The sequence below is a fragment of the Streptomyces griseiscabiei genome (assembly GCF_020010925.1).
GTDB lineage: Bacteria > Actinomycetota > Actinomycetes > Streptomycetales > Streptomycetaceae > Streptomyces > Streptomyces griseiscabiei.
The window spans coordinates 25,992-50,782 of sequence record NZ_JAGJBZ010000005.1 but is presented as its reverse complement, the minus strand read 5'-3'; the positions used below and the strand labels follow the sequence as shown (position 1 = coordinate 50,782).

General features: G+C 71.8%; 21 protein-coding genes and 1 pseudogene. 3 read left to right on the top strand and 19 right to left on the bottom strand.

From position 1 onward, the window contains the following. The first annotated feature begins 165 nt into the window (after window positions 1–165). Together J8M51_RS42970 and J8M51_RS42965 are read left to right on the top strand one after the other, a co-directional pair. Window positions 166–843, top strand: coding sequence for a RapZ C-terminal domain-containing protein (locus J8M51_RS42970; protein ID WP_234374038.1), 678 nt, complete (start codon window positions 166–168; stop codon window positions 841–843). 184 nt (window positions 844–1,027) lie between these two features. Further along, window positions 1,028–3,793 carry a serine/threonine-protein kinase gene (locus J8M51_RS42965; protein ID WP_086762971.1) on the top strand — a complete coding sequence of 922 codons (2,766 nt, stop codon included), beginning with the start codon at window positions 1,028–1,030 and terminating at the stop codon, window positions 3,791–3,793. 249 nt (window positions 3,794–4,042) lie between these two features. Here the strand turns inward: J8M51_RS42965 and J8M51_RS42960 are convergent, their stop codons facing one another. The 11 genes and pseudogenes from J8M51_RS42960 to J8M51_RS42910 all read right to left on the bottom strand — a co-directional run bounded on the left by J8M51_RS42960 (window position 4,043) and on the right by J8M51_RS42910 (window position 12,493). Then, window positions 4,043–4,549, bottom strand: coding sequence for a hypothetical protein (locus J8M51_RS42960; protein WP_086762973.1), 507 nt, complete (start codon window positions 4,547–4,549; stop codon window positions 4,043–4,045). A gap of 139 nt (window positions 4,550–4,688) precedes the next feature. Further along, entirely contained in the window at window positions 4,689–6,182 is a 1,494-nt protein-coding gene (locus tag J8M51_RS42955; RefSeq protein WP_086762975.1) for a nuclease-related domain-containing protein, read from the bottom strand. A 512-nt stretch (window positions 6,183–6,694) separates the two neighbouring features. Then, window positions 6,695–7,217, bottom strand: a pseudogene (locus J8M51_RS42950) (HD domain-containing protein). A gap of 121 nt (window positions 7,218–7,338) precedes the next feature. Then, window positions 7,339–7,560, bottom strand: a complete 222-nt coding sequence (locus J8M51_RS42945) for a hypothetical protein (RefSeq protein ID WP_060880651.1) — start codon at window positions 7,558–7,560, stop codon at window positions 7,339–7,341. A gap of 82 nt (window positions 7,561–7,642) precedes the next feature. Then, window positions 7,643–8,605: a hypothetical protein gene (locus J8M51_RS42940; RefSeq protein WP_060880650.1), complete on the bottom strand. Its 963-nt coding sequence runs from the start codon at window positions 8,603–8,605 to the stop codon at window positions 7,643–7,645. Window positions 8,606–8,639: 34 nt separating this feature from the next. Further along, entirely contained in the window at window positions 8,640–9,080 is a 441-nt protein-coding gene (locus J8M51_RS42935; protein ID WP_129260282.1) for a hypothetical protein, read from the bottom strand. After that, a complete protein-coding gene (locus tag J8M51_RS42930; protein WP_086762977.1) occupies window positions 9,077–9,469 on the bottom strand; it encodes a hypothetical protein in 393 nt (130 codons plus the stop codon). The genes J8M51_RS42935 and J8M51_RS42930 overlap by 4 nt, the downstream gene beginning before the upstream one ends. Window positions 9,470–9,537: 68 nt before the next feature. Then, window positions 9,538–10,407 carry a hypothetical protein gene (locus tag J8M51_RS42925; protein WP_086762979.1) on the bottom strand — a complete coding sequence of 290 codons (870 nt, stop codon included), beginning with the start codon at window positions 10,405–10,407 and terminating at the stop codon, window positions 9,538–9,540. A gap of 41 nt (window positions 10,408–10,448) precedes the next feature. Beyond that, window positions 10,449–11,285, bottom strand: coding sequence for a hypothetical protein (locus tag J8M51_RS42920; RefSeq protein WP_060880646.1), 837 nt, complete (start codon window positions 11,283–11,285; stop codon window positions 10,449–10,451). Further along, window positions 11,282–12,142 carry a hypothetical protein gene (locus tag J8M51_RS42915; RefSeq protein ID WP_060880645.1) on the bottom strand — a complete coding sequence of 287 codons (861 nt, stop codon included), beginning with the start codon at window positions 12,140–12,142 and terminating at the stop codon, window positions 11,282–11,284. The genes J8M51_RS42920 and J8M51_RS42915 overlap by 4 nt, the downstream gene beginning before the upstream one ends. A 78-nt stretch (window positions 12,143–12,220) precedes the next feature. Further along, window positions 12,221–12,493, bottom strand: coding sequence for a hypothetical protein (locus J8M51_RS42910; RefSeq protein ID WP_060880644.1), 273 nt, complete (start codon window positions 12,491–12,493; stop codon window positions 12,221–12,223). Window positions 12,494–12,947: 454 nt separating this feature from the next. On the opposite strand from J8M51_RS42910, the gene J8M51_RS42905 reads away from it, so the two are divergent. Next, window positions 12,948–14,966 (top strand): tyrosine-protein kinase family protein, encoded by a 2,019-nt coding sequence (locus J8M51_RS42905; RefSeq protein WP_060880643.1) that lies wholly within the window; start codon window positions 12,948–12,950, stop codon window positions 14,964–14,966. A gap of 54 nt (window positions 14,967–15,020) precedes the next feature. Here the strand turns inward: J8M51_RS42905 and J8M51_RS42900 are convergent, their stop codons facing one another. The 8 genes from J8M51_RS42900 to ligA all read right to left on the bottom strand — a co-directional run bounded on the left by J8M51_RS42900 (window position 15,021) and on the right by ligA (window position 24,740). Further along, a complete protein-coding gene (locus J8M51_RS42900; RefSeq protein ID WP_060880642.1) occupies window positions 15,021–15,449 on the bottom strand; it encodes a DUF3592 domain-containing protein in 429 nt (142 codons plus the stop codon). Window positions 15,450–15,558: 109 nt separating this feature from the next. Next, window positions 15,559–18,096 (bottom strand): hypothetical protein, encoded by a 2,538-nt coding sequence (locus tag J8M51_RS42895; RefSeq protein ID WP_060880641.1) that lies wholly within the window; start codon window positions 18,094–18,096, stop codon window positions 15,559–15,561. Between the two features lie 290 nt (window positions 18,097–18,386). After that, on the bottom strand, window positions 18,387–18,617 hold the full coding sequence (locus J8M51_RS42890) for a hypothetical protein (RefSeq protein WP_129260286.1): 231 nt from the start codon (window positions 18,615–18,617) through the stop codon (window positions 18,387–18,389). Window positions 18,618–18,759: 142 nt separating this feature from the next. Beyond that, window positions 18,760–19,068 carry a hypothetical protein gene (locus J8M51_RS42885; RefSeq protein ID WP_060880639.1) on the bottom strand — a complete coding sequence of 103 codons (309 nt, stop codon included), beginning with the start codon at window positions 19,066–19,068 and terminating at the stop codon, window positions 18,760–18,762. A gap of 99 nt (window positions 19,069–19,167) precedes the next feature. Further along, window positions 19,168–19,482: a hypothetical protein gene (locus tag J8M51_RS42880; protein WP_060880638.1), complete on the bottom strand. Its 315-nt coding sequence runs from the start codon at window positions 19,480–19,482 to the stop codon at window positions 19,168–19,170. A gap of 101 nt (window positions 19,483–19,583) precedes the next feature. Continuing rightward, window positions 19,584–20,879 (bottom strand): ADP-ribosyltransferase family protein, encoded by a 1,296-nt coding sequence (locus J8M51_RS42875; RefSeq protein ID WP_086756102.1) that lies wholly within the window; start codon window positions 20,877–20,879, stop codon window positions 19,584–19,586. Between the two features lie 286 nt (window positions 20,880–21,165). After that, entirely contained in the window at window positions 21,166–22,461 is a 1,296-nt protein-coding gene (locus tag J8M51_RS42870; RefSeq protein ID WP_086804876.1) for an ADP-ribosyltransferase, read from the bottom strand. A 230-nt stretch (window positions 22,462–22,691) separates the two neighbouring features. Then, entirely contained in the window at window positions 22,692–24,740 is a 2,049-nt protein-coding gene (gene ligA / locus J8M51_RS42865) for an NAD-dependent DNA ligase LigA (RefSeq protein WP_086761747.1), read from the bottom strand. Window positions 24,741–24,791 lie beyond the last annotated feature (51 nt).

Below are 24,791 nucleotides of genomic sequence, written 5' to 3'. Positions count from 1 at the left end.
CTGTGGACAGAGTCTCGGATCTGGCACGGCTCCGACGCCCGCGACGTCGCCGGGCCTGGAGTCTGCGGGATCCTCCCGGCCCGGTTGCCGGGGAGGGGTGAACAGGCAACAGGCAACACGTCCAACACCCTGCACCGCCAGCCGCGTTGACCCGAGACTTACCGCATGACCAGCGACCTCATGGGCTCCCAGTCCCCGCATGCCCTCATCCAGACCGTCATCATCAGCTACGGAGAAGGCCACCACGACGCACCCCGAGGCGACGCGCTCCGCGTGGATGCCCGCCCGCTGCGCAACCCGCCCGAGGACCCGACCATGCGTGACCGGATGCTCCACTCCACCGGCCTGGACCCCGAGGTGCGCGCCTACGTCCTCAGCTCGCCCGGAGCGGAGCGCCTCATCGACCGCAGCACCCGCCGCGCGCTCGCGCTCCTTGGTCAGGCGAGGGCTGGCCGACGCGTCGACCTGCACGTGGTGTGCGGGGGCGGCCGCCATCGGTCGGTCGCGGTCGCCGAAGAGGTGGCCGAGCGCCTGCGCGCCGCCGGCTACGGCGTGGAGACCGACCACCCGCACATCGCCCGGCCGATCCTGCGGTGGCATCCGCAGCTCACCGAGCACGAACTGACCGCGCTCCGACTCCTCGCGAGCGGCCAGCACCATCTGGAGGTCGCCAAGGAGCTCAAGGTGCAGCCCGAGACCGCAGGCCGGCTGCTGCACCGCGCGCAGATCCATCTCCGCGCGCGTACCCTCTACGAGGCCGTCGCGCAGGGGTGCGCGCTCGGCATCATCGACCCCGAACCGCCGGGATATCCCCACAGGCGCAGCGCACCCCCGGCGCCCTGATGCCATCACCGCCCGGCACCAGCACCAGGGAGCGGGATGCCGACCGCGAGCAGGGCCCGAAGCGGTCATGCTCGCCGTCGACGGCTGCCTGATCCCGGTGACCGCGTACGCCGCGCACTGCCGTGATGGACAATCAGCGCGGCGGGCACGAAGCCCGGGGCTGGCACGATGCACGGGCGGGGCGATGGAGGACGTACGGGAACTGCTGGCCGAGTACGGCCAGGTTCACACCGCGGAGTTGTTGGAGCAGGACCGCCACCGGCTCCTGGTCGACGTGGTAGCGGCGCTGATCCGGCGTACCGACCCCGAAGCGACGGCCGTCCACCGCTCGCCTCATGAGCCGGCCGTGTTCTTCGAGCTCGCCGGACGCGACTACGCGATCACGGTGACGACCGCAGTGGGCGCGGACGCGGCCACCGCGGCCCGCATCGCGGTGACCGCCCGCGAACGCGACCTCGGACCGGCAGCGCGGTGGGTCCTGATCTGCGCGAGGGCCACCGGCCAGGAGATCGGCGACGAGATGAACGCCGTCCTGCGAACACAGGGCGTTCTCCTGGACCGGGACCATCTCGAGGCCGCCGTCTGCGACCTCGTCCCACTCACCGCCCTGATTCGCGCGGCCTTCCGTCCGCCAAGGCCACCGCACACCCCGCTGCACGAACTCCTCCTCCACGAACCGCCGGAGCTTGTGCCGGCGCTGGCCATCGCGGCCCGCCCCTCCGGACCGTCGAGCGTGCCGTCCCGGACGCCGGAAGGCGTCGACCTCCGCGTCGCCCTTGCCGGCGAGTCCTGGCCGGTGCGACCGTCCGGGATGGCCTGGGAGCCCACCGGGCGCGCGCTGATCAGCACCGAGGCGGGGCTCGCGGAAGTGGACCTGCAACGCGGCGGAACCCGGTGGCTGCTTCCCCTGCCCGGCGTGCACGGCGACGCGGCGGTCCTGGGAGACGGGTCGGTGTGGGTGCTGTGCGGGCCGGCGGTGGCGCGTTGGCACGACGGCGTGCTGCGGGCGGTCGGCGGCGGATTCGAGGCGAACGCCCGCCTGCTGCTCGGGCCGGAGTCGAGCGTGTGGGTCCTGTCCGGGTCCGGAGCGACGCTCGGCACCGGCACCGGCTCGACCTTGGCGCTCACCCGGCTCGACGAGCAGGTGGGCGACCAGCAGCGCTTCGCCCTCGACTTCGACGCCGCGGTCCGCTCGGCCGCCTGGCTCGGCGAGCGCCGCTTCCTCCTCGCCGCCGGCGGCCACAGCGCCGTCATCGACCTCGCCCTCAGCACCAGCGCCGGCACTCGCGAGCAGTGGATTGAGACCCCGGTGTCCTACCCGGGGTATCTCGCGCGCAGCGGCGGCGACACCGTCCTGGTGGCGGGGCGGGCCGGATCGGGCGTCGGTGTGGAACTGCACGCCCTCGACACGACCGCCCGCACCAGCGAACCGGTCGCCGAGGCACAGCTCGGCGACGTCCTCGGACTCGTCCAGGACCCGGCGGGCGGCCCCGCGTACCTGCTGGGGGTGCGGCCGACGAACGACGTCGACGCCGTCCACCCCGTGCTGGTGAAGATCACCGGCCACGCGGCCACCGCCTCGCCGCCCGCACCGGCCCCCGAGCCGCCGCCCGCCGATGCCTACGCCGAGGTGCGCCGCCTGGCCCGCGGTGTGAAGAAGGACTACGCCCTGGAGAAGTTCCCGCTGCCCGACGGCAAGGGCGGCATGGGCATCGTCCACGAGGCCGAGCACAAGGCGACCGGGACCGTCGTCGCCTTCAAGAAACCGCGCTCCCTGCGCGAGAACCTGACCGCCAGGATGCTGCGCGAGATCGAGGTGGCGCAGAAGCTCGGGACCAACCGTCACGTGATGCCGGTCCTCGACTTCAGCCCCCGGGCCGAGTGGTTCGTCATGCCGATGGCCCAGAGCACCGCCGAACGCCTCCAGCCCGAACTGCAACACGATGCCGCCGCGCTGCGGGCCCTGGTCGACGCGGTCGCTTCCGCACTGGCCGACGCCCACCGCCTGGACTACCTGCACCGCGACATCAAGCCCGCCAACATCCTGCTCCTCGACGGCCGCTGGGTTCTCGGGGATTGGGGCATCGTGCGCCGCCCCCGCGGACAGACCACCAACCCCAAGCGCACCGGCACTGCGATCGGCACCCTCGAGTTCGGCGCCCCCGAACTGTCCGTCGACCCGCACAACGCCACGCCCGCCAGCGACATCTACAGCCTGGGCAAGGTCATCGGCTGGCTGCTCACCGGTCTTCCCCCGGAAGCGAACGTGCCGCTACTGCCGTCCGGGCCCTGGCGAGGCGTCGTCCGGCGGTGCACCTACCGCGATCCGCGCCAGCGCCCCCAGACGATCGCCGACTTCCTCGACGTGGTCGAGCAGGAGACCGCACCACAGATCGACCTGCCCGTCGCACGAGCCCAACAGCTCCTGGCGGCCGCCCAGGAAGGAGACACCGACGCCGTCCGCCGGCTGCTCGCCCTGGCAGCCGACCACGGCGACGACTACGAGCTCTACCTCGACGTCCTGCCCGGCCTGGACATGGAGACCATCGCGCCGCTCCTGCTGGAGCACCCCGAGCAGACCCGCACCCTGGTGGAGGCGATGACCGGGCACGTCCGGGGTGACGGAAACGGCTGGCCGCACTACAACGAGTCCAAGAGGGCCATCGCCTGGCTGCGCGGCATCGCCCGACATGCCGCCGAGGAAGAGCAGTGGGACCTCCTGGAGGAGGCCGCCCGCGGCATGTGCACCTGGGACGAGGCGTCCAACGAGTTCGACCAGCAGATCGCGACCCGTAACTGGCTGCGCCGCCTGCGCGGCCAAGCGGCGCGGATCGTCGCCGGCGCGCTGCGAGACCACCCCGGCAGCGCCCGGTTCTACTACGAACTCGCGGGCGAACGCGCCGTGGACATGGCCATCCGCAGCGCCGTGAACCAGACGACCGGCAACTGACCACAGCCAGCGGCCCCAGACCGCAGGCCGGCTGCTGTTCGGCGCGCAGATCCGGCTCCATGCGCGGTCCCTCGCCCCCGCGGCTACGCGAAGCTACGAGACCGGCGTCCTCCACCAGCCCACACCCGAACCCGACCAACCGGGCCGGCAGGAGATGGACAGGCGGGGCAGCGCCAGATGACGCGCGCCTCCCCCAGCCCGCAGATCTGGCGGCTCAGCCTTCGCGCCCCACGCCAGGGACGCGTCGGGCTACGCCGCCATGCGCGCCAGATCGGTCACGACGTCCAAGGACGACGGACTCAACCCGTCGCCGTCCGCCTCGCTCACTACCTGACGGGCGAAGGACCAGGTGGTGCGGCGGGGGAGCACCCGGGTGTTGAAGGCCGTGGACGCTCCCAGCATCGTGTTGCCGAAGTGGCGGGCGGCGAAGCCCAGGTCCCGCGGATCACCGGCGGCATGTACGGCGCCCACCAGTTCGCGGGCGCTCTCGGCGACTTCCTGCTGCTCCTTGCGTACGGTGCGGGCCGCGTCGACGGCGAAGTACAGGATGACCGGCGCGAGCGGGAGGAGGTCGGCCGCGGCGAAGTCGGCCGTCACCAGCTCGTCCCAGCCGATATCCAGCCACCACAGGAGAACGGGGGTGACGGCGGCGGTCAGTACCGGCCAGGCGATGGCCGAGCCCCACGCCGCAGCGGTGAACCGACGGCGCACGGCCGCCGGGGTCAGCGTCGGCGCAGGTGCTTCCTCATCCTTCATGCAGAGCATCATGCCTGCTCACACGGCCTGGCCGACCGTCGAGGTGAGGTGCTGACCGTGCTGATCGGCTGGCCGGCACGCTCGGCGCCGCCGGTGCCGGACGTGGTGTCCCCCGGATCGGGCGCCGCTTCGTACGGTGTCACCGGGCCGGCCCCGTGCCGGGGACGCGGGGGCGGGCGAACGGAATGGCCGACCAGCCCTGCTCCAGAACCCCGTTGTGGTCCAGAAACTTGTGCCCCTGGAAGAGCGGCCGCAGCGCCGCGCCACCGCCGGCGGCGCTCGCGCGCAGGACGTCGGCCAGGCTCGTGCCAGTGATGGTGACCGCGTCCTCCAGCTCCTGGATGGAGGCCACGGTCACCGGCACGCTGGTCGACGGCAGCTCGCTCCGGTGCTCGGACGTGTTGATCTGGTGGAACTGCTCCGCGGTGACGACCATGCCGACCATCTGACGATCCCGAGGGATGTGGTCGAACTCGGGGTGCGCCCCGGAGCGGATGCGGTCGGCCGAGTTGTCGACCTGCTTGAAGGCCTTGCGGAACTGCCCGTCGAGGATCGTGGTGAAGTTCTCCGCGCCCAGGCGCAGCGCCTCGCCCGGCCGGGTCGACTTGACCTCGACTAGGAGCACCAGGTCCGGGAAGACCACGATCCAGTCGACCGACTTCCCCTTCTGCTTCTTGGGCAGCTTGTACTCCACCTCGGGGTGCACCTCGGCGTCGGTCAGCAGGGCGAGCTGCCGGCCCACGTACCGTTCGAACAGGTGGCCCACGTCACGGGTGAAGGCCTTGCCCCGCTCCGAGTTGTTGTCGCCCCCGGTGTAGTACAAGCCGAGCGGCGTGGCCTTGCCGAGCACCGCGGCCGGGACCGGCACGAGGTAGCCGCCGGGCATCCCGCTGAGCAAGGGGCGGGACCGCAGCGGGTTGTGGGTGTAGCGCCTCACGAGCGGGTCGGCGTCAACCGGGAAGGTCGTGCGGAGCCTGATCTTGGTGGTGGCGAAGTGCCGCCGCAACACCTTCTTGACCTGGGCGGGAGATCGCAAATGGTCGAACTCGACGTAGTCGCGGGCGGGGTACCACTCCACGGCGAACCGGCCCCGGCGGCGCGGGTCCGGGTGGTGACTGGCGCAGGCCCAGACGAGCTCGGCGAGGCCGACGTAGTCGGTCAGCGAGCAGCCGAGTAGCTCGTGATCCCATCCGGGGCGGACGACTTCCAGGCCGTCGGGGTGAGGCGTCTGCTGGAGCAGGGCGACGGACCGGCTGAGCTGTGCGTAGTCGCTCTCCTGCCAGCCGCCCTGCTGGTGGGTGACGCGCTGGAGGAAGCGCTCCAACCGGAATCCGTCGTCGGGTTCGCGGGTGACCGGGTCGTCCAGGGCCAGGTAGAGGCCGACGATCTCCGCGAGGTCGTCGCTCGTTGCCGCCGGCCTGGCGTCGATTCCCAGAGCCAGGGACACCCACGCCGCATCCTGCAGAGCCCACGGCCCGTACGGGCCGAGGTCCCGCTTCCCGAGGTCACGGACGGCCGGAAGCCCGGGGCTGGTGGCCGCGATCAGCCGGACCAACGAGTCGGGCGAGTGGCGCAGGACGCGCTCGATGTACCGGTGCTCCGGCACGGGGTGCGAGGGAAGGAGATGCCGCATACCCGGGATTCTTCACCCCGCCTGTCCTGCCGCGTACCGAGTTTCCCGACCCCCCAGAACGCCACGGGGCCTCGGCCTGCCGGACAAAGCCACCGACTTCCTGCGCGCCGCCGCCCTGGAGTCCGCCAACCGCAGCGCTCGACCAGGGCGTCACCGATGTGGGCTACACCGGGCCTTCTGTCTCCAGACACCTGAGCGCGCTGGCCGCCGCGGAACCAACGGGATGCTCCGGCTCCGAAATGAGAACCGCCTTCGCGAGGGCGAGGCGTGCAGCACGTGCGGGCCGTCCCCGCTGAACAGGCTCGGAAGGTCCGAATAGGCGGCGAGTTCGGCCACGGTGAGCTGGTACAGCCGTCCGTGCGGAAGGCCGCTGCGGACCGCCTCGTACATCGACCGCGTGATGCCCGACAGGGGAGGACCGGCCAGCAGCACCATGGGGTTCATGGGGCCGGCGGCCGACTCCAGGAGCCGGATGGCCTCCTCGACCGGATTGTTGCGGTCACCGGGCTGAGTCATGCGGGCCCTCCGGTGTCCGAGTACGAGCCGAAGACTTCATCCAGCTCGGCGAGCAGCGCCGGATTGACGATCCGCACGATGGCTTCGACGTCGGCCCGGCTTGCTGCCGGCCACAGTGCGGTGCGCGCCGTGCGGTACTTCGCCGCCAGGCGCTCCCGCTTGTCGGCCGGGAGCTGGGCGGCTGTTGTGGGCGTTGTCGGAGATCTTCACGAGCGTCGCCGAGAGGTCGGCGGTGATGTGCCGGATCTTCTCCGCGTACGTCATGCCCGCCTGGTTGGTCACCGCCTCGACGATCTCGACGACCCGCTCGGGAATCCCGGCGCTCGCCAGCTTCTCGGCCGTCCAGTCGGTGTCCTCCACGACGTCGTGCAGGAGGCCCGCCATGACGAGCTCGTCGCCGAACGGCGCGAGCCCGGCGGCCACCGCGCGGACATGCTCGATGTAGGGGACGCCGATCTTGTCGGCCTGACCGGCATGCACCCTCTCGGCCAGGAGGTCGACCTCGCTGACGGACTTCACGCTTCCTCCTTCACCGGGCCGGGGCCCGGCTTCTGCGACGGCCGTGACCGGCCTGGTTGGGGGAACACACTGCCGCACGCTCGGAGGCGGCGAGCACGGTGGGACGAGTCCGGCCGTGACGTCAGCCGACCGCCGGGTCCTCGGCACCTTTGCGGATCGCGCGGGCCACTCCCTCGAAGGCATCGAGCGCGCGGGCGTCGAAGCGTCCGTGGTGGGCCTGGATGTCCTTGCCGAGCTGGTCGTAGAGGCCGCTCGCATCACGGAACCTGCCCTCCTCCTCTGCCTGCGCGGCGTCGGCCATCCGGCGCTCGATTTCTGCGTTCGTGAGGTCCTGATCGCGCATCCGGTGATCTCCTGACTTCTTGGGGCGGGTGATATCGACGTGTGCAGGGGCAGGGCGTCCGGGGCGCGGGACGGGCCACGCCTCACGGAGTTTCTGTGCCTCCGAGCGGATCCGCGGGACGTGTGCTCGTCGCCGACGGGGAGGGCAGCGCCATGGCAGCGGCATCTTGCGCGGCCTGCACCGCTTCGTTGAAGAGGGCGAGGGCCTTGGCGACCTCGTCGCTCATGTTCTCGATCTCGGTGACCGCGAGGTCATCGCGGGCGGTGGCCGCAAGGAGGTCGAACAGCTCCTCGGTCCCCGTCGTCAGCTGTCTCAGCTGCCTGAGCTCGCGACGCCGCTGTTCGGCCTCGGCGATCTGCCCGGCGTAGTTCTCCAGGGCCTCGACGCGGCGCCCGATACTGGCCAGGCTGATCTGGAGGATGGTGCGGCGGGGTTCCAGGGCCTGTGCCACCACCTCGCTCACCGGCTCCGGCAGGCCTTGGCCGGCCACTCGGCTGTAGGTGCGCAGCGCCTCGGCGATCTCCCACACCTGGCCGTCCAGCCGCCGGTCGTCGTGCTGCTTGTCCGCCGTGTCCAGCCGCTGCACCGTCGAGCGCTTGACCCGGTCGGCGGCCCGTGCGGCGCGAGCGAGCAACTCGGCTGCCTCCGCGTTGAGTTCATGGCCGAGGACGAACTGGTCGTGCACCTCGGCTATCCGGAGCAGTACCGGCACGCGCTGTCGGCGCTTCAGTACGGCGATCGCGCCGCTCAGCCCGTAGGCGCAGGCCCCCGCGCCGAGCATGAGCGTGCTGCGGGCGAACACGCTGAGCAGGAGCCACCCGAACCACCACGAGGCGCGTCGACCGCGGAGGGGGTCGGCCAGACCCCACCACGGGCTTGCGGGTTCGGTCCGTACCGCTTCACGCAGCAGTGCTGGGTCGGCCTGCCGCAGGAGCTCCTGGACGTGGTCCGGCAGTTCCGGGTCCAGCGTCAGCGGCGGCACAACGGTGCCGGTGTCCCCCGGATCCGTGTGCTCAGCATCCGACTGCTTCCACCATTCCGTCACGTCGGTGACCCCCTCTCGTAGGTGCGGGCGGTCCTCAGCCCTCGTGGTGGGCGTCGGCCACGGCGACGGCGGGCGGAGAGAACGAGGCCAGCGCGCGCAGCACCTCGTCGTAGACGACCTGCTCGCCGAAGACCTTCAGCTCGAACCCCTGGGCGCCGCGCGCGAACCCGGCCTCGGGGCCCGGGTCCTGCTGCACCACGAAGCCCTTGCCGCCGCGCAGCAGCGCGGCGTCGATCTCGCCGATCCACTCCTGCTCGTCCGCCACTTCGGCGGCGGGCTCGACCCAGATCTGATGCCACCGCGCGGAGGCCTCCGGCCCGTACACCAGCTGGAAGGTCCGCCCGAAGTGGCTGCCGTTGACGAGCTGCTGCCGGCGGAACTGGCGGCTGAAGACCACCGCGTAGGCGCCGTCGAAGGACTCCACTTCGAGGACGTCTCCGTCCCCTGCCCAGACCTGCCCCTTGCCGGGCCTCACTGGCTCGTCCCCGAGCCGGCCGCCGGGGCGAGGTGATCCTGCTCGGCGCGGCACGGCCCCTGCTCGGGCAACGCCAGACCGCACCTGCCCCACCCGGTCTGCTCGGTGCACCGATCCAGGTGGATGTCGCCGAGCCCGCGCAGCGCCGTGGCGAGCGTGGCCGCCGTGGTCACGACCTCCTGCCAGGTCTGCTCGGTGCGGCTGTGCGGCCACTGCGTGTGCCGCGCCTGGCTGAACGCCTGCTGCGGCTCGGCCAGCTGCGGGTAGCGCCGGATCCAGCCCAGGCTCGCCTCGTCGAGCATCGACAGCGGGCCGGTCAGCTCGGGCGACAGATCCTTGACGCGATCCAGGGCGTCGGCAAGCTCGGCGGAGGTGAGGTCCTGATGCATGTGCGTTCCTTCTTCGGTGGGAGATAACGGGGACGGTGCCGGCGAGGCTGAGGCCGCGAGCTCGGGCGTCATGTGCCGGTGAGCAGCAGGCGGGCCTCCGGCCGTGCGCCCTCGTGGGTGGGTTCACGGGGCTCCAGCTCCCCGGCGATCACGCGCCCCGGGGAGCCGACAGGATGAGCCTGGCCGGCGACGACGCCGTACCGGCGCAGGTAGTCGAGGAGATTCAGGGCGAGTTCGGGCGGCACGTTGGTGAGCTTGACCTCCACCTCGCTGGCGTCGTGCTTGAGCGTCACCCGCCCGCCGACGGGCAGTGCGACCTGGCCGTCGGGCACGTGATCGCGGCCGGACCAGAACGAGGTGTCCCGGTCGGGAGCGGAGCGCGGGTCCAGCCCGCCGATGCCGTGAAGGCCCGGCACGAGCTGCTCGATGAGGTTGTTCAGCCCGGCGCGCGCACGCCGCTCGGCCTCCTGGCGGCCGGCGGCTTCCAGCCCCTCGCGGAGGGTGTCCTGGTAGGCGGGCATCAGCCGCCGCAGGACTTCCGCGGCGATGGCATCCGGGGCCCGGTCCATCGACACGGTGATCGGATCGGCGCGCCATCCGCTGTAGCCGTGCGGGTATCCGGTCTCCACGGTGAGGCGGCGGCCGGCGGCGCCCTTGCGGGAACGGCCGTGATGCATGAAGGCGAAGTGCATCCCGTCGCGGTGGCGCACCGTCACGTTGCCCCAGTAGGCGGGCGTCATGGTGTGCGTCCAGCCGCCGCCCTCGACGCCACGGGCGTTGAAGGACGCCGCCACGCCGCGCCCGAGAGCGTCGAAGTGGGTCAGGGTCCGGGCGAGTTCGCCCTTGCTGCGGGAGTCCTGCAGGAAGTACTCGTCGGGGGAGACGACCGCCGTGAGGGCCTGGTCGAGTGCGTGGTCGGGTACCTGGGTCTGGGCCAAGTCGAGATCTCCTTGATCGGGCGGGCAGGGAACGGTGAGGGTCAGGCCGGCTGGGCCGCGGCCGCGTGCCGGTCACCGAGCTCGGTGACCGCCTCGGTGAGCTCCGGCAGCTCCTCCCAGGCAGCGCGCCGCGGGTCGGGCAGGGCGGCCAGGGCGTGGCGCTCGGCGAAGGCCCGGCCCTCGGCGTTGAGACGCAGCTGGTCCTGCTCCTCGACGAGTCCGCAGGCGATCGCCGCGCGCACATCGGTGTGCACGGACGCCTCGAAGGCCGTGTACCGCCGGACGCCACCCTCGGCCAGGCCGCGCAGGACCTTCAGCACGCCGGCCGGATCGAGGTGGTCGTCGGTGTTCGGGCTGGCGAGCACGCGGGCGACCGCGTCCGCGAACGCCGTCTCCACCGCCTGCTGGTCGACTCCGTAGGCTTCGACCTCGAGCACACCCCGGGGGCGGAACTCGATACGCCGACGCACCGCCTGGGTGGTGAACCAGCTCTGGAACTCCCACACGCTGCGGACGTACGGACCGCTGCAGTGAAGCTCGCGCCGGCGGGCGAAGCCGGTGAAGCTCGCGCTGCGCGCATGCTGCGTCTGGAACCGCGGCGCCCGGGTCCACACCGCGGTCATCCCGCCCGGCCCGTGCCGGCGCCAGTGCTCCTGCGCGCAGGACTCGACGCGGCCGGTGAGCCGGTCCGCGGCCTCGGGATGTCCCTCGGCCCGGTCGCGGTCGATCGTGCCGGCGTAGACGCTGTTCCACTGCTCGACGAGCTGCTGCGCGTGGCCGGCGTCGAAGAACGCCTCCCGGTGGCCGTTGAGGACGGCGATATGGAGATCCGTATCCGGACGCGCTGAGGCAACCTCGCCGGCCGCGGCCGCGGTCACTTGGACTCCTCCGGGCCGGCCGATCCGGCGGCGCCGGCGGTGATGCCGGAGTGGCGCTCGCCCTTGCCGGTGAGGGAGACGACCAGGTCCTCCTCGTGGCCGGCGTCCAGATCCTTCATCTCCTTCTTGTAGATCCGGCGGGTGCGGACCAGGCCGTGCTCCAGGAGGCTGCCGAGGGCCACGGCGACGTCGGAGTCGTCGGGCTGGGCGTGCAGGTGCAGCTGGTGGCCGTTGCCGACAACGCCTTCGATCGCGCCGGCGGCGACCTGGTGGCCGGCGCCGGGGGAGGGCACCTCAGTGCCGAAGGACGTCGCCGCGAGGGTCTCCAGCAGGGCGCGCTCGAGCGGGCTCAGGGGGATCTCGGTGCGGCGCACCCCGGGCGTGCGGTTGTACTCCTTGTCCGCGAACCTGCGCACACCCTCGGCGAGGTAGACCGGCCCGGAGGCCAGCTCCTGGACGAGGTAGGGCGCCAGCGCGGGCCGCAGCTGGCTGGCCCGCTGCTTGGTCGTGCCGGTGATCTGCGCGACCTCGGCCATGCCGGCCAGCTCCGGCACGAGCGGCAGGGCCTGCTGGCGGTCGAACTCCTCCTCCGTGAGCACCTCGTAGCCGCTCATCTGGTCCGGGTAGATCTCGTGCTTGAGCAGGGCGCCCTGGACGTACTCGACGCCGCGGGTGCCGGCGTCGACGGGGCTGTCCGCGTCGAGGAACAGGCGCACGGTCAGTCCGCCGGCGGGGGAGGAGCCGATGGAGGCGTCGTAGCGGGACAGGTCCTCGTGGAGAGCGCTGATGATCGGGTCGGGCGGCAGCTCGCTCACGTCGTACTCGACGCGCACGTTGTAGCTGGTCTTCTGGGTCATGGCTTCCTCATCTCGGGGGCAGGGCGGTGACGGCGCGGTCGGCCGGGCGCCGGGAGTGACCCCGGCGCCCCCGGCCGATCAGCGAGTGCGCTGGGGCTTGGGCTTGCCCTTGCGCTCGGTCTCGTAGACGAAGCCGAAGCGCTTGAGATCCGCCTTCGCGTTCTTCAGACCGCGGTACTCACTCGGGGTGCTGGGCAACGTGGTGACGAAGGTCAGCACCTCGTCCTGCTCGGCGGTGGCCTCGGACACGACGAGATACACCTTGTAGTGGCTGCTCTTGGTCTCTATGAACCGAAATCCCTGCTTCTCCGCCTTCTTCTTCAGCTGATTCAGATCCTTCTTGGTAGCCATGTTCTCCCCTAACACTTAACGCCGTCAAGAAATATGATCTCACACATCACTGAACAACGTCAAGCATTATGAAAATCTAGGTCGGAGGTGGTGGGGAAAGACCCCCGGCGAAGCCGCCAGACGGCAGTGACGCGGCCTCGGACACCGCCCCCGAACCGGCAGGGCGCAGCACGGGCGGGCGCCCCGGGGCAGGGATCGACACGAGAGCGTCAACGGGCGGAGGCCACGCCCGCGCACGGCGGTCGCAGTGGCCGGAAACGGGCCCAGCCGCTCCGAGGCGAGCGATATGGTGTCCCCCGGGCAGAGACTGCTGCCTCCGTCCGCACCCCGTGGCCCGGACCCACAGGTGCGCCAGCGGCGGGAAGAGACGAATCGTCACGCCAGTTGAGTCGCCAACCCTTGCGTCTGCCGGCGCGCCGGTCCGGGGAGTCGTGCCGCGGAAACGGACCCCTCCATGTCCAGGGACAGCAACACCATCCTGCTGCGCCAGCAGTACACCGGCGAGCCCCGACAGGCCGCCCACGCCTTCTACCAGGCCCGCGGCCTGTACTTCGGCCTCGTACCCGACGCCACCGACCCCGCCCAGCAGCTCCTCGAAGCCGTCCTCCTCCGTACCCTCGCCCGGCCCCACCCGCAGATCCCCGCGCCCACCGCCGCGGGCACCTTCTTCGGGCTGCGCGGCGTCTCCCCGGACATCGACACGCTCGTGCTGTGGCCCCACCCCGACCAGCTGACCCAGCTGCTCGGCCGCATCCTGCCGGTCCGCACCGACAGCGGGATCGCCGGCGTCCCGGGCCTGCGGGCCCGTCCGCACCCCAGCCGCACCGACACGCTGCTCCTGGCCCGCCCCGGCCACCGCTCCCACCTCACCCTGCGCGCCCGACCGGCCGCCCTGCAGCAGGCCGAGGACCACATCCTGGCCGCCGGCCTCGAACCGCTGTGGTCGGCGCGTACCTCCCAGCCCGGGGAGCGGCAGGCATGGGAGAGCCTGGCCAGGGCCCTGCCGCCCGAGGAGACGGCACTGTGGAGCCGCGCCCTGCGCCGCGCCGGCCTGCACACCCGCCAGGCGCCGGACTGGACCCGGTCCGCACCTGAGTCCGGACAACTGGAGGGCCCCAAGCCCCAGCGCATCGCCGCCCGCCCCGTCGGCCCGGCCGGAGGCCCGGCCCGCGGCATCGTCGCGGTGACCAGTGCCCGCGGTCAGGCCGGGCTCGGCTGTACCACCACTGCGCTCACGCTCGCCGGCGCCCTGGCACGCACCGGCGCCAAGATTGCGTTCCTCGGGGCCGACGACCCCAACGGCCTCCACCGAATCCTGGAGCCGACGACGCTGCAGCCGGGCCAGTGGCACGACCTGCTGCCCGACCTGCCGGGACCGGGCACCCTGCGCGGCATGATCGTCTCCCCGAGCGCGCTGAACGCCGCGGAGCTGCTCGCCGACGCCGCCCGCGGGCACGACACCGTGGTCCTCGACGCCGGCGCCGCCTTCCAGCTGCGGCACCTGGCCGGGCACGCGGACGCGGCCGTCGTCCTCACCGACCTCGACACCGAGGTGTGGGGAAGCACCGAGATCCTCGACCGGCGCCCCGCCTGGGTACAGATGTGGGACTGGCTCAACACCCGCTACCTCACTGCCCGTGCCCGAGCCCGCGACCCGCACTCCCAGCTCCTGCACTTCCTGGACGAGACGTTCGAGATGTACGTCTGGGACCGGGTCTCGGACGACAACGCCGACGTCTACGACGCCGACGACCCGGCGGACACCGCTGCCTGGTGGGACGACTTCCAACCCGACCCCGACGGCGAAGGCGAGGAGAACGAGCCGCTGTCGTTCCCGGAGGACATCGACGCCGAGCTCCTGGACATCTGGCGTCAGGACTTCCTGGCCTTCCTCGCCGGCGAAGGGGCCATCCGCCACCCGGACACCTGGGGCGCCGTCGCCGCCGTGTGGATCGACCACAACCGCAACCTCGACCTTCCGGGCAGCACGGGCGACGGAACCCTCGTCGAGGAGGTCCTGCGAGAGGCCGCCCCGACCGCCATCGCCCGCTGGGGCGAGCAGACGTGGCAGGAGCACCATCCCCGGTGGGCAGCAGCCGGCGCCCACACCCGCAAGGACAGCCTCACCCCCTGGCAGCACCTGATCGAGGAGGCGATCCAGCCCGCCGACCCGGCCGCCACCGCGCGGTTCCTGCTCGCCCACCTGAACCGACCGGACAACACCCCCATCGCGCTGGCGATCGCGCACGTCGACAACGCCCTCGACAACGAGCAGCACCACCTCGCCGTCCTCCGCGACACCCTGCGCGCCGAGGGCATCCCCGCCTTCACCGTCCTGCCGGACCTGCACGATCACCCGGCGCGGGGAGAAACCCTGCAGTTCCTGACACATCCCTCGGACCGGGAGGCCGCCGCTGCCAACCGCCTGGCCCTGGTGGTGGGCGACCTGCTCGCGAACCGGACACGCCCTTGAACGCGCGCCGCGTCCCGCCTGCCGGTGCCGCCGGACGGCGGCCGTGGCTGCGCACTACCGGCTGAGCTCCTCCACACCCAGCCACAAGGACAACACGCCGAAAGCGGCGAAGCAGCCGCTGACGAAGATCCCGAAGAGCTGCCCGAACAACGGCGACCACGCACCGTCCCGTCCCATGACGGTGGCGGTGCGCGCCGGGTTCTTCCCGAGCCGGTAGCGGACCGTCACCGCCTGGCCCTGGGGCATCAGCAGCGCGTCTTCCTCGAACTCCACGTACCGGCCGTCCGCCGTGGTGAACCCGTACACGTGGTGCCAGTAGGTGTTGCCCTCGCTGCCCTCCGAGGAGTAGCGGCGCACGCACACGCCCTCGGCGACCAGTCCGCCGAACAGCGACCGGAGCCGTCCGACCAACTGCCGCACCAGAAAGCCGCACAGCACACCGAACGTCGCCAGAAGGAACCCGCCCACAGCCGCCATCCCCATTCGCGCAGGCTAGGCGGCCGGCGGGCCGCGCCTCCAGCACAGATGTCGGGCACGGCGGACACCCCCGAGGGAAGCCCGCGGGGGTGTCCGCAGCCGCCGAAGGCCGCCGTCATTCCCGACCGGGCGAAGCCGTGGCCTTCCGGGCGTCCTTCAAGGCGCTGCTCACCACCGCCCCGAGTTCCTCCTGGACCGGCTTGACCCGGTCGTCGTTCCAGGTCGAGGGCGCGAAGAGGAGCTCCTCGAAGGCCTGCCGCTGACGCACCGTGCACAGGGCGACCACGCCGTGGCCGCGCAGAACTTCAGCCGTCTCGGCGACCGCTTCCGGGCCGCCCATGGGCCGGTACATGTTGGTGATCATGACCACGGGCATCCGCGGGTCCAAGCCCAGGCCGCGAACGCCGCGCAGGAGTGCGGCGGCGGTCTCCTCGCCGGTGCCGGGCCGCTGGCGGCGTTCGATGAGGTCGTCGAAGTCACGGACCCGCGCGGCGTCGCTGCGCACCCCGGCCACCCACCGGCCGATGACCGAGTCCCAGTCCACCCCCGCGGCCGTGACCGGGGCGAGGGCGGCGGCGAACTGCCGGCGCAGTGCGGGAAGTTCCTCCTCGGTGGGTGCGAACGGTGCACGTTCGTCCTGCTCCAGACGGCGGTGGTGCTCCACCCAGTGCGCGCGGACCTCGGACCACACCTCGCCATGGCGCCGGGCCCCCTCGTCCTCGACCGCCGCGAGGAAGGCGGCCCACCCCTGCTCGCGGACGTCCGCGTCCTCGTCCGGGCCGGGCGGGAGCGGGAAGGCGGCGCCGTCCAGGGACCGGGCGGCCGCGGCCACATCCCACCAGCCGTCGCCCCTCACCTCATCAGCCAGCGCCGCGAACCCCTCGGCGTGGTGCGGTCCGTACGTGAGGAAGCGGGTGTCCAGGACCGCCATGACCGTCTCCGCCGCCGGCCGGGGCAGGTACGCGGCATCGTGGCGCAGGTGTACGGCGAAGCGGGCGTCGAGCCACTGCGTCAGCTTCGCGGTGCGCCAGGTCTCCTGCTCCTCGACCGTGGCCACGCGCGGCTGTGAGTCGTGCTCGGTTGCCGCGGTGGCGAGGAATTCAGAGGCCCGTACGGCCAGGTCCTCGATGGGGTCCCCGTCGGGGCTGAGGCGCTGCAGGTTTCGCAGCCTGTTGTGGGCGATCCAGGAGTCGCGCACCTCGTCCCAGTTGTCCGGGTGCCGGCGCTGCCCCTCGGGGGTGATGAAGTCCAGGAAGTGGCGGCGCCACAGGTCCAGAGGTGCCGCGTCTTCGGGCGGCAGGACGTCGTCGGGGTGGCCGGGCGACCCGTGGGCCCCCAGGTCCCACCACTCCTCGACGTCATCGGCATCGTCGACGTCGTACACGTCGACCTCGTCAGGGGCCTGAAGCCGGAGAAAGGCGTAGTAGAAGAACTCCCGGTCCAGCGCCGTACGCAGCCGGTCGGCGTCAGCCTGTTCCGTCGAGGGGCGCCACCACCGGGCGAAGTGCTCGTCGAGCGCGGCGAAGACACGAACCTGCTCGGGCCTGCGGTCGATGACGTCGACCTGGACCCAGTCCCGGGCGCGGTAGTTGTCCGCCACCACGGTCAGGTCGGCGGCCGGGAGACCGGCGAGCTCGGCGGGCGGGCGACCACCCACATCCAGGACCACGACCTCACCGCGGCTCGTCGCTTCCGCGGCGCGCACGTCCAGGCGCTCCCCGTAGTAGCCGTGCGAGGCGGCCAGCAGCCGGCCGCCGCCGGCCGGGGCGAACGGCTCGTGCCACAGCGCCGTGTCGTCGGCCGCGTCCTTGGCCACATGCCGCAGCATCGCGTCGTCGGTCACCAGGGCAACGGTGCGCCCGGCGCGGGTCAGCCCGTAGGCGATCTGGACGCTCAGGGTGCTGCAGCCGGTGCCGCCGCGCGTGGAGCGGACGTGCACGATCTGCGGGCGCCGGGAGGCCGGCCCGTGCGGCCGCGGCATCAGCGCGGACGCGTCACCGGCCAGCTCGGCGAGCGTGGGCTCCCGCGATGTCCAGTGGGAGGCGACCTCGCGCGCGAGGAGCGGGCGGCGCAGCGCGCGGCTCCAGGCGGGCGCCGACTCGGCGAGGGAGATGTCGATGACGCGGCGCGGAGTGTCCTCGAGCGCGGTGCCGGCCTGATCCCACAACGGCAGCAGACCCGCCTCCGAGGACAGACGGCCGGCCTCCCGGATGTCGCGGGCCTGCGCGGCGAGCAGGACCTGTTCCGAGGCGCCCACCCTGCTCAGGGCCAGGTACTTGCCGTCGCGGACCCAGCGCAGCCCGGCAACACCGGAGACTGTCGGGACGGTGTCGCTCGTGCGGCTGGGCAGCAGGCGGACCAGGACCTCGGCCTCGGAGCCGGTCACCGGCCACAGCCTCAACTCGTTGCCAGGCCCCGGGCTCGCCTTGGCGACGCCGAACAGGCTCCCGCTCAGGGGGAGGGGATGCAGACCCCCGACCGGCCGGGTGAGCGCGAAGAGCAGCGCCGCCTCCAGAGCCTGCTGCTCGGCGGACGCGGCGTCGGGGGCCAGACCGTGAAGGAGACCGTGCGCGCGGATCCAGGACAGAGCCTGGGCATGGTTCTCGCCGGTGACAGCGGCGCGGGCGTCGGTGTTGCGGTCGGCTTTCGCCATGATGTCCCGATTCTCGGCGTGGCTCCCGGACCGGCACGCCGCGAGTGGGCGCAGCAGAAAGTCAGTTCACTGTGGGGATCTCCCCCTTAGCGCCTGGGATGCACGCGGGTCCGGGCCGCAATGCGAGGCGGGCGGCAGCAGGTCTGCCTGTCCGTCATCGTAGCGGCGGCAGACCGCGCGCACAGGCAGACCCCCATGCTCGGGCGCGGGGAACGGAAGGGATGCGTCGACGAAGATCAGCCGAGTCCGCGCGGAATGCGGGAGCCGCAGGGCCGGGCGCTGTGCAGGGGTCATGAATGGGCGGTGTTGCGCTCCGCCTTCTTCGCCTTCGCGGCCTCTTCGGTCGGGGCCCAGTTGCCGGCGGCGTCCTGGATCGACAGGTCCAGGTACAGGCGCGCCAGCGCGATGTACTCGGCACGCTGCCTGGAGCTGATGTTCTCCCACGACGCCTGCGCGGCGTACGCCTGGGCCTTGTCCCGATTGGTCGTGTAGTAGTCGAAGTTCGGCTTCATATGCCGCATGACGTGGGTTCCTTCCGAATGGGCCGCGCTCGACGGCCGAACAAGTGGTGGGTGCCTGGTGTCGCGGCTCTTTGCCCGACGGCCGTCGCACAGTCGTGGCGCGTGAGGGAGCGGCTTCTGCGGGTTGTGCGTGAAGATCGAGTCAGGCGCGCGGGCTGGGAGCGGGCCGGTCAGCCGTGGGTGACGCGCACAGCGTGGCCCGCGCCGAGGGCGACTCCCCGCTGTTCACCCCGCCGGACTGGTTGATGCCCTCCTGGCGGCTGATGTCGACGATCATCCGCAGCATGGTGTCAGCGGGCTTCATGCCGTTGCCGCGCCGCAGTCCCTCCAGAACGAACAAGTCCATCGGGTCGCTCTCCAGGCCATGGTGCCCGCCCGCGCGAGTGGGCTGCCCGGTGCCAGGCTCCGGCAGTCGTCGTACCTTCTCGAACGGCTCTGACTGGTCCGGCATCCCGGCGCCCCCTCCAGTAGTTGTTCGCATGATTCTGAGTGTTCACCGGTTGCGTGATCCGCTCGGTGCCGCTGCTCCGCGCGGCTGGCCGCAGGCGGGTCAGAGGTTGATCAGGTCGCGGATCGCGTCGGGCAGCTGGGCGACCTGGTCGGGGCGGTCGAAGTAGTAGTCGCGGATGCGGCCGGCCAGCTCGGCGTCCACGGTCACCTGCTGTGGCGCCGCCGGCAGTCCGAGCGCGTCGCGTGCGGCGTCGTCCAGGTGCGCGGCGAGCGGCTGGTAGTTCCGCCCGTCGGCCTGCGCCACCAGCTCGTCGAAGCTGGGGCGCGGGCCGACCTTCGGGAGCGGTCCGACCGGGCGGAGTGCCGGCTGGTCCGCCAGTCGCGAGTCGCGGGGGGTGGGCTGCTGGTCTGTCATGTCGTCCTCCAGGGTCTGGTGGGGAGTTTCGGGTGCTCCTCACCCTGAAATACATCCTACTCACATTATTAAACTTTGTCAAGCGATATGGAAAAGTAGCGTCAGTGGCGGGGGATCTCGTTCGTGTCGACGAGCTGGACCACGACGCACTTGCGGCCCCGGATCGTCACGTTCTCCTGGATGCCCACGGACACCCAGTTCGAGCCGCTCTCCTGCAGCCGCTCCCGCTCCAGATTCCCGTACTGCGACACATGCGCCACCGCGGCCCCGCGGCGCGAGACCATCTCGAACACCACGGCATGGTCGGCTTCTCCGTAGCGGCCGTCCTCCTCCCAGTCGGTCCGCGCGAAGTACGGGTCGGCCGCCACGTTCGGGCAGTGCGACGAGGAGAGGAACGACGGGCTGTGATACCGGCTGCCGGCCGGGAAGTTCTCCCTCGCCCACTGCGCGACACGGTTGCCTTTGCGGACCTCCAGCGGGGGAGTGAACCCGCGGAAGGTGTGGTGCGGGACCTCGGCCGTGCCTGCCGAGCGGATCGCCGAGTTGATGTTCTCGGTGACCACCCGCATCGGCACGTCCATCTTCTCCGCCGGCTCATCGAGGCTGCGCCCGTTGTAGAGGTGGGCGTTGATCTGCCGGTACCTCGAGCCGGTGTAGGTGCGGACCCAGTGGTTCTGCTCGGAGCTGAGGCCGGCGCCCCACGCGTTCGACTCGGGTTCCAGGTCACCGGCCCGGTGCTCCTCCAGCTGGTCCCGGTACGGGTCGCGGCCCAGGCCGTGCCGCTCCCAGGGCCGGGCCGCCTGCCGGCTGCGCGCCGCGGCGATGATCTGCTCGGCGTGATCGGCGGGGACGCGGTCGTAGATGACCTGCCCGTTCTCGACCCGGTAGGGCCAGGGCGAGTCGGCGAGCGCCTGGTAGCGGCCCTGGTCGAGCCGGTTGAACACGACCCGGGCGTGCGGCGGTTCATCCCCGTCGGCCGGATACACGGTCGCGGAGCCGGCGAAGTCGTCGCCGCGCCAGGCCACCGTCTGCCCGCCGTCGGCGCGCGGCACGAACGTCGCGGCCCCGCCCGCCCCGCTGGCCCGCGCGAACGCATCGGCAGCACGGACGTGCTCGGGGTACTCCGGCATCTGCGCCGCGCCCCAGTCGTCCTCGGCCGGCTCGGGCTCCCGCGCGGGCATCGCCCACGCGACGCGGGGATCGGCGGCATTGGGGTAGCGCGGCGTCTGCTTGCGGTCGCCCAGCATGGTGCGCGTCGCGGCCGCGGACAGCTTCGCGTTGTCCGCGTACAGCTTGGCCTGCTCGTCGTCACCGTTCTCGACGGCCTGACGGGTCTTGGTCTCCCACATCTGGGCCGTGGCGTACGCGCCGAGCGCGGGGTGCCCGGCGCCGGCCATGGCGACGTCCTTGCGCAGCGCGGTCGAGGCAGCACGACGCGCGGCCCGAACGGCCGGGTGGGACGAGCCGCACCTGCGCCCGCCCTTCGATTGCGACCTGCACAACGGAGGTGCCCTCCCTTCCTCGCCCGCGATCCGCGGGGCTGCCCCGGCAGGCAGCAACGCGATCTTGGAAGGGGTGGCCTGTGGACAGAGACCGGGGACCGGCGCAGGTCAGAGCAGCGAATGCGCGGGAGGCCCGGCGCGGACGGTGCCTCCTGCGCATCCGCGTGCGTCACATCCGGGCTCAGTACCGCTTGGACTCGTTCACGTCGGCCAGCTGCACGACCACGCAGGGCTGGCCGGCCACGTTCACGTTCTCGTGCACACCGACCACCACGAACTCCGACCCGCGAGGCATCAGCCGCTCCCTCTCGGCGTTGTCGAACTCCGAGATGTGCGCGACCGCGGCGCCGCGCCGGGAGACCGTCTCGAAGACCACGCCGTGATCGGCCATGCCCCACTCGCCGTCGGACGACCAGCCGCGGTTGGTGAACCCGGCGGCCACCGCCGGGCAGTGGGAGACCGACATGTACGAGTCGTCCCGGTAGCGGCTGCCGACCACGAAGTTCTCCCGGGCCCAGCCCGCGACCCGGTTCTCCTTACGGACATCGAGGGGCGGGGTGTACCCGCGGAAGCACCGGTGCGGCTCCTGGGACTGCCCAGCGGCCGCGATCGCGGAGTCGATGTTCCCCGTCACGACTCGCATCGGCGTGTGCATGCCGTCGGCCGGCTGGTCAAGGTCCCGGCCCTTGTAGAGGTGCTCGTTGATCTCGCTGTACGAGTGGCCGGTGTACGTCGTGACCCACTGGCGCTGGCCCTGGTCCAGATTGGACGCCCACTGTTCCGACTCGGGCACCAGACGATCGGCCGTCACCTCGTCGAGGCGATCCCGGTGCCGCGCGTCGCTCAGGCCGTGCCGCTCCCACGGCTTGGCCGGCCGACGGGAGGCCGCCGCGTGGATGATCTGCTCGGCGTGGTCGACCGGGACGCGGTCGTAGATGACTTGCCCGTCCTCGGTCCGGTAGGGCCAGGGGGAGTCAGCGAGCGCCTGGTAGCGGTCGCGGTCGAGCCGGCTGAACACGACCCGCGCGTGCGGAGGCTCGTCGCCCTCGCCCGGGTAGACGGTGGCGGCGCCACCGAAGCCCTGGTCGTTCCAGGCGGTCGTCTGCCCGCCGTCATCCCGAGGCGGCAGCACACGGGCCCGCCCGCCGATGCCCGCCGCGCCGGCCAGGGCACGCGCCGCGCGGGTCTGCTCCGGCGGCGGCGGGGGTGGCTCCGCGCTCAGCGCTGCCGGATCGTCGGCGTCCGGGTAGGGCTGCTTGGGCTGCTTGCCACGGGCGTACGCACGGGCAGCGGCAGCGCACTTCTTCGCGTTGTCCGCGTACATCCGCGCCCGGTCGTCGTCACCCTCCTCCAGGGCCTCCTTGGTGCGCGCCGTCCACGCCTGCGCGTTCGCGTACGCCGCCTGAGCATTCGGGTCACCAGCCTCGGCGACGGTCTTGCCGAGCTGGGCGGAGGAGGCTCGCCGCGCCGATCGCATGGCCGGCTGCGACGACGTACACCGCCGGCCCCCCTTCGAGATGGACCTGCACACGCCCGCTCCCTTCTGCCGCTTGCCGCGCGACCACCCGGCCGGGCGGTTCGGCGATCTTGCGGAGAAGGGCCTGTGGACAGAGGACGCTCACTGCGCGGGCTACGGGGGAGGGAGGGCCCCAACGCGAAGAGGCGGGGCGGCCGGTGGGCCGTCCCGCCTCCAGCAGGGGGTGAGGATCAGGCGAGGTACTCGGCGACCAGGTCGGCGAACTCCTGCTCGCTGAGGATCTTCGTGCCGAGCTGCTCGGCCTTGGCCAGCTTGGACCCGGCGCCCTCGCCTGCGACGAGGATCGTCGTCTTCTTCGAGACGCTGCTGGCGGAGGCACCGCCCGCGTTCTCGATCAGCTCGTTCATCTGGTTGCGGTTACGTCCGGCCAGAAGCCCGTGCATCCCGCCCGTGACCACGACCACCTGGTCCGCCAGCGGCTTGCTGTTGCTGGTGCCGCTGACCTGGGTGGTGGGTTCGATCATGTTCACCCCGGCGTCCGCGAGCTTCTCGATGACCGGCCCCATCGCGTAGATGTGTGCGGCGATCTTCGGTGCGTTCGCGCCGGGCAGCTTGTTCACCTCGGCGAGCGCGGCGGCGTCGGCGGCCTGGATCTTGCTCATCGAACCGAAGTGACGGGCGATCTCACGAGAGAGGGTGCGGCCGGTCCGTACGATCCCCAGCGCACAGAACACCCGGTTCAGGGGCTGCTGCCGGGCCTTGTCCAGCTCGGCCAGCAGCGAGTCGGCGCGCTTCTCGCTCCCGGTCGCCTCGGCCAACTGCGCGCGGGTGAGGGCGAACAGGTCGCCCAGGTCGTTGACCAGGCCCGCCTCGACGAGGGCTTCCAGATAGGTGACGCCGAGCCCGTCGATGTCGAGCTGGTCGCGGCCGACGGCGTACTTCAAGGAAGGCAGCAGGCCGCACGAGCCGTTCACGCCGCCCGCGCACTCCCACCGCTCGCCCGACTTGTCGATGTCCCCGCCGCACTTCGGGCAGGACTCGGGGAAGACGATGTCGCTCTCCTCGCCCGTGCGCAGCGCGGTCACGGGGGACTCGATCCGGGGAATGATGTCGCCGGCCTTCCACACCTTCACGGTGTCGTTGATCTTCAAACCGCTGTCGCGGATGAACGCCGGGTTGTGGAGGGTGGCGTAGGTGACGACGCTGCCGTCGACCTCCACCGGCTTCAGCACGGCGCGCGGGGCGATGATGCCGGTGCGCCCCACGTTCCACTCCACCGCGAGGAGCTGGGTCTGCGCCTCGACGGCCGCGAGCTTGTAGGCGATCGCCCAGTGCGGGTGGCGGGTGGCGAACCCGGCGGCCTTCTGCTCGGCGAAGTCGTTGGCCTTGATCACCACGCCGTCGATCCCGAACGGCAGCTGGGGCCGCAGCGCCTGGATCTCCTCGACGCGGGCCTGGGCCTCGGCCAGCGTGGCGCAGACCTTGAGTCCGACCTCGGTGCTGCCGGTGGTCTGCACGCCCAGGGCGGCGACCTGGGCCATGACGGCCTGGTGCGTCTCCCCGGCCAGGAAGTCGACGTCGTCCAGGCCCACCGCGCCGTAGGCGAAGAACGTCGTCTCGATGACGTACGGCCGGTCCTTCGCGCGGAGCGTGCCCGCGGTGCCGTTGCGCGGGTTGGAGAACATCTTCGCCTTGTGTGCGGCGCGGATCTCGTTCGCCTTCTGGAACTGGGCCTGCGTCAGCAGCACCTCGCCACGGATCTCCACAGTCACGCTGGCGGGCAGCTGGACGGGGAGACCGACGATGGTGCCGATCGCGTGCGAGAGGTCCTCACCGTGCGTGCCGTTGCCGCGGCCGACGAGCTGCACCAGACGGCCGTCACGGTAGCGGGCGGCGATGGCGGCCCCGTCCAGCTTCGGTTCCACCGCGTAGCCGCCGGTGACCGGGCCGCCGATCCGGCGGGCCAGTGACGCGCCCCACTTCTGAAGGCCTTCGGCGTCGAAGACGTTGTCCAGGGAGAGCATCGGCACGGTGTGCGCGACATCCCCGACGGGGGCCGCTCCGCCGCCGACCTTGCCGGTGGGGGAGTCAGCCCGGGTGTGCTCCGGGTGCTCGCGCTCGTAGGCGGCGATGCCGCGGGCGAGAGCGTCGTACGTGGCGTCGTCGAGGGTGGTGTCCCCGTCGTCGTAGTACGCCGTGATCGCGACGAGGGCCTGGTCGACCGCGGTCTCGTAGGCGGTGCGGTCGGTCAGGGAAACGGCGGGTGCAGCAGTCGTCATGCAGTGATCCTTACGTAGGGGTCTGACATTGCGCGGCGCGTGGCCGCGAGG